Source organism: Sulfolobus sp. B1, from assembly GCF_007050195.1.
Classification (GTDB): Archaea; Thermoproteota; Thermoprotei_A; order Sulfolobales; family Sulfolobaceae; genus Saccharolobus.
The window spans coordinates 1-7908 of the sequence record NZ_QIMI01000082.1 but is presented as its reverse complement, the minus strand read 5'-3'; the positions used below and the strand labels follow the sequence as shown (position 1 = coordinate 7908).

The window sequence follows — 7908 nt, the reverse complement described above, 5'->3', positions numbered from 1 at the left end:
AGTAACTTATGTATCACCTAATACTACTGCTCAGATGGCTGTAATATATAATCTCGCTCCACTGTTTAATAATGATAAATGGGCTGATGGACAAAGTATAACTATGGCTGATATAATTTATCAATACATTATTGCATCCGAAATGTCACTAAACAGTAGTAACCCAATTTATGATTCTGAGGCATCTTCTGCCTATGGTCCGGGATTACAAACTATCAAAGGATTTAAAATTATTAATTCAACTGCAATCGAAATATGGGGTAACGATTGGTTCTTCGATCCTAATGTTGCCGCTACTGGTTTATTCTTAGCCTTTAATCCGTTAGGATACGCTGAAGAGCCTTATGCAGGATACTTCCCATGGCAATTATACGTAGGTATGAAAGATGTTGTAGCTGAAGGTAAAGCAGCGTGGTCTGAAGGTGCTGCTCAATCTAAGGGAATAGACTGGCTTAACCTGGTTAGTCCAACTGATGTAGGCTATATAATCTCAGCTTTACAAAATGCTTCAGCAATGACTTATATCCCCCAGAGTTTAATTCAGGTTGAAAAGCTGAGTAATATAACATTAGTAACTCCACAGCAAGCATTAGCTGGTTATCAAGCAGCTATTAGTTTTATGAAAACATATGGTAATGCAATGATCGGAGATGGTCCATTCATTCTTGTAGCTTGGAATCCGAGTGCATCTCCGCCTTACGCTAAACTTGTTAAGAGCCCCTATTTCCACTTAATTCCACCGACACAAGCTTTATCACTTCCGGAAATGTTCTCAGTGTCTCTGAGTGTTCCTCCTACAGTATCACCCGGAGAAACTCTAGTTGGGACTGTGATGGGAACTCCTGCAGGAACCACTACTTCACAGCCCACTCCGAATACTACTGTAGTCCTTGAGCTATTATATCCTAATGGAACTGTAATAAGTTCAACGAGAGAACTTACTAATAGCAGTGGTCAATTTGCATTCACGTTACCGTCAGATATTTTACCAGGATCTTATTTACTTAGTATTTCAGCTTATCAGAATACTTCAATACTCATAAATCCAGTGACATACACAATAGTTGTCACTCCAGCCATTACGACTACTACGACAACAAGTACTACAACTAGCACCTCCACTACTACTACCGTTACTACTACTACTTCCGTAAGCACTGTGACCTCAGTAATTTCCTCAGTTTCTACTGTGACTAGCATTATTAGTAGTGTAATAACTTCTACGATAACGAAAGCCGTATCGAATGTCGGCTATATAGCTGCTATCATAGTTCTAGTAATCATTATCATAGTTCTAGTAGCATTATTACTAAGAAGAAGATAAGAGTGATTGTAAATGGGATTCGGAACATATATAATTAAAAAGGTATTAATTTATTTTTCTGTTTTAATTGCTACTTTAACTATTCTTTATATTTTTACCTTTCCCGTTCTTCAAGAGATAATAGCTAAAAGTATTAATTTTCAAGTAGCCCAATTTGCTCAAACATTATTGAAGAGCTCTCATAACTTAAACTCAACCCAAATTCAACTTGCCGAGGAGAAATATAAGGAGACTTTAATAAATGCGTACGGTTTAAATAAACCTGTAATAGATAAATACTTTATTCAGATGTATAACCTCCTACGTCTTAACTTTGGTACGGCATATTTCATACAAGCTCCATCAGGTTCCAGAGATGTAAGTGCTATTATAGCATATTATTTACCTAACACGATTCTTCTGTTTACCACAGCGACAATAATATTTATTGTGATAGGTACTATAATAGGATTGTTATCCGCTAAGTCGCGGTTCTGGGAAAAAGTGATTGCTATTATAGCTGTAATCCATTCAAGTATTCCAACCTGGTGGCTAGGCTTCGTATTAATAGCTGCTTTAGCATACGCAATAAGGGTATTCCCTCCGGGTGGAATGACATCTGTTCCTCCTCCTAAAGATCCATTTGATTATGGGATAAGCGTATTATATCATATGTCCTTACCTTTAATCACAATATTTATAGTGAATGTAGGTGGATTTGCTTATATTGTTAGAAGCTTAGTGTCATCAATTATGAAGGAAGATTTCATAATTACTGCAAAGGCTAGGGGATTGCCCGACTCTAGAATACTATATAGGCACGTATTAAGAACTGCCTCACCCTCGATAGCTACCCAAGCAATACTTGCATTAGCTGGATCCTTAGGTGGGAGCTTAACTACCGAGGTTGTGTTTGAATGGCCTGGTGTTGGGCTATTAACTTATGTTGCAATAACTTTAAATGACTTGCCCGTAATATTAGGAGTAACATACGTGCTAACAATAGTCCTTTTAATAGGTTTATTTTTAGGCGAATTAGTTTATGGAATATTAGATCCTAGAATTAAGGTTGGTGAATAATGAGTAGAGTGAAAGAATCTAGTCTGTATAAGCAATTTAAGGAATTCATTGGTACAAAAATAGGTTTAGCTGGTTTAATAATATTGTTAGTTTTGCTAGTCTTTACTGGGATAGCATTATCTATTCCAAGTAAAGTTTATTCTTCTTGGAATAATCCAGCAGCATGGAGTGAATATCCTGCTCACGTTCCTCCGTCTTGGATTTCAATTTTTTATCCTAATAAATATTTTACTACACAAAAAATTTCACCAACAAACACAACCTATTTTTCTCCATCTAAAAACATTTATATCAATATCATTACGTTTAGTTTTAATTGGACTAAGACTCTTCCGGCATATAACGTTTATTTTATAGTATCAACTAACACTAGTATTATAGAGGAAGTAATATACTGGACAAAACCGGATGGGAGTACTATTCAACTCACGATTCCTAGTGAGGAGTTTAATATACCTTTCGACCTTACGTCAATCAGAAATACCATTCTAAGTTATATAACATCAATAACCGGAAAAACTCCTAGTATAATTAATAGTACTGTATTATCTTCAGCGTTATTCAATTCACCAAAATCTAATTTAACTGTAACAGAAGATGGAAAATATCTAGTTAAGGTAGAAATCATATCTTCCCGTCCCATGAACCAAACTAAAGCTGAGATATTATTGCTGGGCAACTCATATGGATTAATGGGTACTGATTACTTCGGAAGGCCACTAGACTTAGGTATACTTTTAGGACTTCCTAATGCGTTGGAAATAGGTGCATTAACTTCTTTGGTTTCCGTCCTTGTAGGAATATTTGTAGGAGGTATTTCGGGTTATTTAGGTGGGAATAAGGACTCTGTAATTCAGTGGTTTACACTAGTATTCTTAGCATTACCGGCTTTACCATTTTTAGTGGCTGTATCATTCGTAACTGAGCCAAATCTCGTTTTAGAGGCATTATTAATAGCTTTCTTATCATGGCCATTCTATGCAATAATAGCTAGGTCAATGGCTCTATCTATAAAGTCTAATAGTTATGTCGAGGCTGATAGTTTATTAGGTGTTCCCTCATATAGAGTTTTTCTTCTTCACTTTATGCCTAGACTTATTCCCGTAACTATTGCATACATGGCTCTAGGTGTTCCAGCTGGAATATTATTAGCCCAAACGTTAGCCTTTTTAGGTATCGCTCCTGCAAATATTGTAACTTGGGGTGGAATTTTGGATGCAGCTGAAACTTATCAAGCCCAAGTTAACGGTTGGTGGTGGTGGGTAGTGTTTCCGGGAGCTATGATAGTAATTGTTGCAATACCCTTTGTTCTAATTGGTTTTGCAATTGAGAGGGTAGCATTAGGGGAGAGGTAAAATGCTATTAGAAGTAAAAAATTTGAAAGTTTATTTTTACACTAAGAGAGGAGTCGTTAAAGCCGTGGATGATGTTAGCTTAAACTTGGAAGAAGGGGAGATAATAGGGTTAGCTGGAGAAAGCGGATCTGGGAAAAGTACAATAGGGTATGCCATTATGAGATTAGTTCCCTTTCCAGGAAAGGTTGAGGGAGGTAAGATACTTTTCAAAGGAAATGATATTTTGGTGTTAGATGAAAGTGATTTCAGAAGAAATTATAGATGGAAGAGGATAGCAATGGTTTTTCAAGGTTCTATGTCTGGTTTCACGCCAGTCTTTAAGATTAAGGATCAAATAATTGAGATTCTGAAAATCCACGATTGGGAGGGAGATTACGATGAGAGGGTTAAAGAACTTTTTAAAATGGTTAGTATGGACCCTGCTTTAGCTGACAAATATCCCCATGAACTATCAGGGGGGCAAAAACAAAGAGCGTTCATAGCTATGGCTTTAGCTCTGAATCCACAAGTTTTAATTGCAGATGAACCTACTACGGCATTAGACGTTGTTGTTCAAGCACAAATAATTAATCTGCTTAAAAAGCTTAGAAAAGAGCTTAATCTATCAATCATATTTATAACTCACGATTTGGCACTATTATCAGAACTTGCGGATAGAATATATGTTCTATATGCCGGAAAGGTGATGGAAAACGGTAAGTCCGAGATAATATTTAAGAAACCTAGGCATCCATATACACAATTATTAATAGAGTCTATTGCGACCTTAGATAAAAACGTAATAAAAGGAATCCCTGGTTTTATGCCGGATTTATCCAATCCTCCCAAGGGATGTAAGTTTAATACTAGATGCCCTTTCGCTAAAGATATATGTTTTAAAGAGGAACCTAAATTTAGACTATTTTCGGAAGGTGACGAGGTTGCTTGCTGGCTCTACTGATGATTATATAATTAAAATAAAAGATTTGAAGGTATACTTTACTAAGAGGAAGTCCTTATTTGGAGGAAGTAAATTAGTAACGAAGGCATTGGATGGGATAACGCTAAATATAAAGAGAGCAGAGATTATTGGAATAGTAGGGGAAAGTGGATCGGGTAAGACAACATTAGGAAGAGTTACGCTAGGTCTTCAAAAACCAACTAAAGGAGAGGTTTATATCAAGATATTATCAAAAGCTAAATCCTTAGGCTATTCAGCTGAAATTTTTTATATGAGGAGGGATGAATATTCACTAGAATTAGAGAGACAATCACGTTCGAGAGAGTTAACGGAAGAAGGTTATGGTTTAAGAGTTTTTAAAGATAAGAAAATGGGTTTTGCATATTCTACGGTTTTAAGCGAGTCTCTTTTAGATAGGGCAATCAAATCGTGGAAGGTATCTGAGGCAGATAATTCAAATGAGATCCCTAGAGGGGATAAGGTTAATGTAAAAATACCCTTATATTACGACTTTGATAAAGTTGAGGTTTGTAAAGAATTTATCCAATCGTTTAATGATATGAAGGTGAATTTTGTAAACATAACTTGCGAGTCTTACATTAATGAAGTAGGAATAGTGAATACTGAGGGTTTAGATCAGAGAGAATCGAGATCCGGAATTGTTTTGTCGGTATTTGCTAATTATAAAGATGGTAATGTTGTAACCCCAGAAATTCATGAGGTTAAATCGTCTAGAAGACCTTCCTTTGAAATAGTAGAAGAGATGAAGAGAGATTTGGAATTTAAGGTCAATGTAAGTAAGAAAAGAAGCAAGTTGGAAGATTTGATTAGCAAAAGAGGAGGGAAGTTAAGCGTTGTAATCTTTACTCCCAAAGCCTCTTCTATTCTCATAGGTCCGTTATTGGCTCATGCTGTAAGTCAAGAGAACGCATATAGGGGTAAATCTAGCATTAAAGAAGGTATGGAAATAAATGCTGGGCTCAAGATTATTGACGATCCCACCATACCCAATTCAATCTATAGTAGGTCATTTGATGGTGAAGGATTACAATCTAAGGTTAATGTTATAATAGATAATGAAGTGAAGATGTTTTTAAATAATTGGTATTGGTCTTTAAAGGCTGGTAAAGAACCTACAGCGTCGGCCGCAAGAAGTTATACATCAATTCCCTATATATCACCGACGAACATAAAGATAGAGCATAGGGAGAAGCTGAGCGAGGATGAAGATTACCTTGTGGTGGATGAGATTCAAGGAGTTCACACAAGTAACTTTGATACTGGAGAGTTTAGTGTAGTAACTTCTGTTTCGTGGTTTTCTAAAAGCAATGAAGGCGTTAGAGAGACTACACTCACGGGCAGTTTAGTTAACTTATTAAGAGGTATAATAGCTGAAAGCAATAACGTTAAACAATATCGTAATATAATAACCGGTGATCTGTTAATCAGTGGCTTAAGCGTATCTTAAGAAGTTTGTATTATGAATTATCTTTTTGTATCATTATATATTTTCGTTATTATTAAAAATATCCCGAATATATATTGCTTAAATTTTAGTAGTCGTATTTAGAGCGATTTAAGCCTATACTGTCATTTTTAAAATAAGCGTAGAATATTTAATAATAAGTATTTCGAGTATGGAAAATCTTATCATTACTATATAAGAATTAAAATATGCATGTTATCATTGTACTGATAAAATCGAATAATGAAGCAACTTTTCATCCGGATAAATTTTTATACTTTACTCTCGAGTTTAGTTTTGAGATGAATAAGGGATGAAAGCTGGTAACAAATTTGGGAAAGTATTGTCACTTTTAGTATTATTTGCCATGTTAATTAGCTCCCTATACGTAGTGTCCCAATCTGCCAACTCCTTACCGGCATCCACGTCAATAACAATTATATCATATAATGGTAATGATGCAAATGGAATACTAGCGTTTGAACATGGGCAAATAGGGTTTTATGCTTATTCCGTTCCACCCTCTGAATACACTGCTTTACCACCTGGAGCCAAAGCTTATCTGATGCCAGCAACCTATTATGATGTTCTAGTTAATCCTTTAAATACTAGTTTCGGCTTTAATCCTTTCCAATTTCAAGAAGTAAGATTTGCGCTTAATTTTATCGTGAATAGAACATATTTTGTAGACAACATCTTACACGGTTACGGAATACCGTCAATTACACTATACGCTGGCGAGCAAGATGTTTTACATCTTCAAAATACTCTTGCTAAATATGCGTATATACATTATAACTTTACTTATGCTAATGAGACTATATATAGAGTGTTAACTGCTCATGGAGCACAGTATGTAAATGGAAAATGGTATTATAATGGTAAGCCGATTGTAGTGTATGTTTTTGTCAGAACGGATGCTACAGTAAGGCGTGAGTATGCTGAATATTTCATTACACAATTGGAGAAATTGGGATTTACTGTACAACAAGTACAAGGTAATTTGCAAAAAGAAATTTCATTTGTTTACGGTAGCGATCCAGCAAATACAACTTGGGATATATTAATCGAGGCATGGGGAGGAACTTATGGTTATTATGATGCTGGTTTAGCAGAAGGTTTGTACGGAACTTTAGCTGGTGATGCTCCATTTACATCCTATTATGGATTATCTTTTGGAACATATAATGATTCTAAATATGAGCCTCAATTATTACTTAAAGAAGCTAATGAGATAGACAACTGGTCATTAATTTTGGCTCAAAGTCAGTTTACTAGTGAGCAAGAGTACTATCAGTTAGAAAATGATATAGTAAATGTGGGAATAAATATGTCTGTTAGAATTGGTTTAGGAATAAGTTTAATACCTCAGTATGTTCTACCTACGATTTCAGGTGTTTATCCCAGCTATGCTCAAGGGACTCTACTTAACTTCCAAACTTATCTTGAAATTGCTAATGGAAGCTATCCAAATGTTACCATAGGTGTTAGATATTTGAGCCAAGGCTCAGCCAATCCTGGTGTAGGTTTCACAGATGCTTACACTGATGAGATAGCTAATGGACTATTTGCTCCACAGTATTTATATGTCCCCGGATCTGGCTATCAAATACCTTACATTTATACTTATAAGATAGTGTCCCTAAGCCCCAACTCTTCAGCAGTAAAAGTGCCAACTAATGCACTCTGGTGGAATCCATCAAAGCAAGCAGTAACTTATGTATCACCTAATACTACTGCTCAGATGGCTGTAATATATAATCTC

General features: G+C 35.6%; 5 protein-coding genes and 2 pseudogenes. All 7 read left to right on the top strand.

The window, feature by feature from the left end; all coding sequences use genetic code 11:
• Positions 1-1324: pseudogene (locus DMP16_RS06570) on the top strand (peptide ABC transporter substrate-binding protein); the annotation flags it as partial.
• Positions 1325-1336: 12 nt separating this feature from the next.
• Entirely contained in the window at positions 1337-2383 is a 1047-nt protein-coding gene (locus tag DMP16_RS06565; RefSeq protein WP_069283457.1) for an ABC transporter permease, read from the top strand.
• Positions 2383-3738 (top strand): ABC transporter permease, encoded by a 1356-nt coding sequence (locus DMP16_RS06560; RefSeq protein WP_143576998.1) that lies wholly within the window; start codon positions 2383-2385, stop codon positions 3736-3738. Before DMP16_RS06565 ends, DMP16_RS06560 begins: the two co-directional genes overlap by 1 nt.
• A gap of 1 nt (position 3739) precedes the next feature.
• The gene (locus DMP16_RS06555) at positions 3740-4678 is read left to right on the top strand and encodes an ABC transporter ATP-binding protein (RefSeq protein WP_069283453.1); all 939 of its coding nucleotides are present in this window, start codon (positions 3740-3742) and stop codon (positions 4676-4678) included.
• A pseudogene (locus DMP16_RS11560) lies at positions 4650-4904 on the top strand (ATP-binding cassette domain-containing protein); the annotation flags it as partial. The gene DMP16_RS06555 and the pseudogene DMP16_RS11560, both read left to right, overlap by 29 nt.
• Positions 4896-6146 carry a TldD/PmbA family protein gene (locus DMP16_RS06550; protein ID WP_342764248.1) on the top strand — a complete coding sequence of 417 codons (1251 nt, stop codon included), beginning with the start codon at positions 4896-4898 and terminating at the stop codon, positions 6144-6146. The pseudogene DMP16_RS11560 and the gene DMP16_RS06550, both read left to right, overlap by 9 nt.
• 310 nt (positions 6147-6456) lie before the next feature.
• Positions 6457-7908 (top strand): ABC transporter substrate-binding protein (locus DMP16_RS06545; RefSeq protein ID WP_255446823.1); only part of this gene is annotated, 1452 nt, incomplete at its 3' end.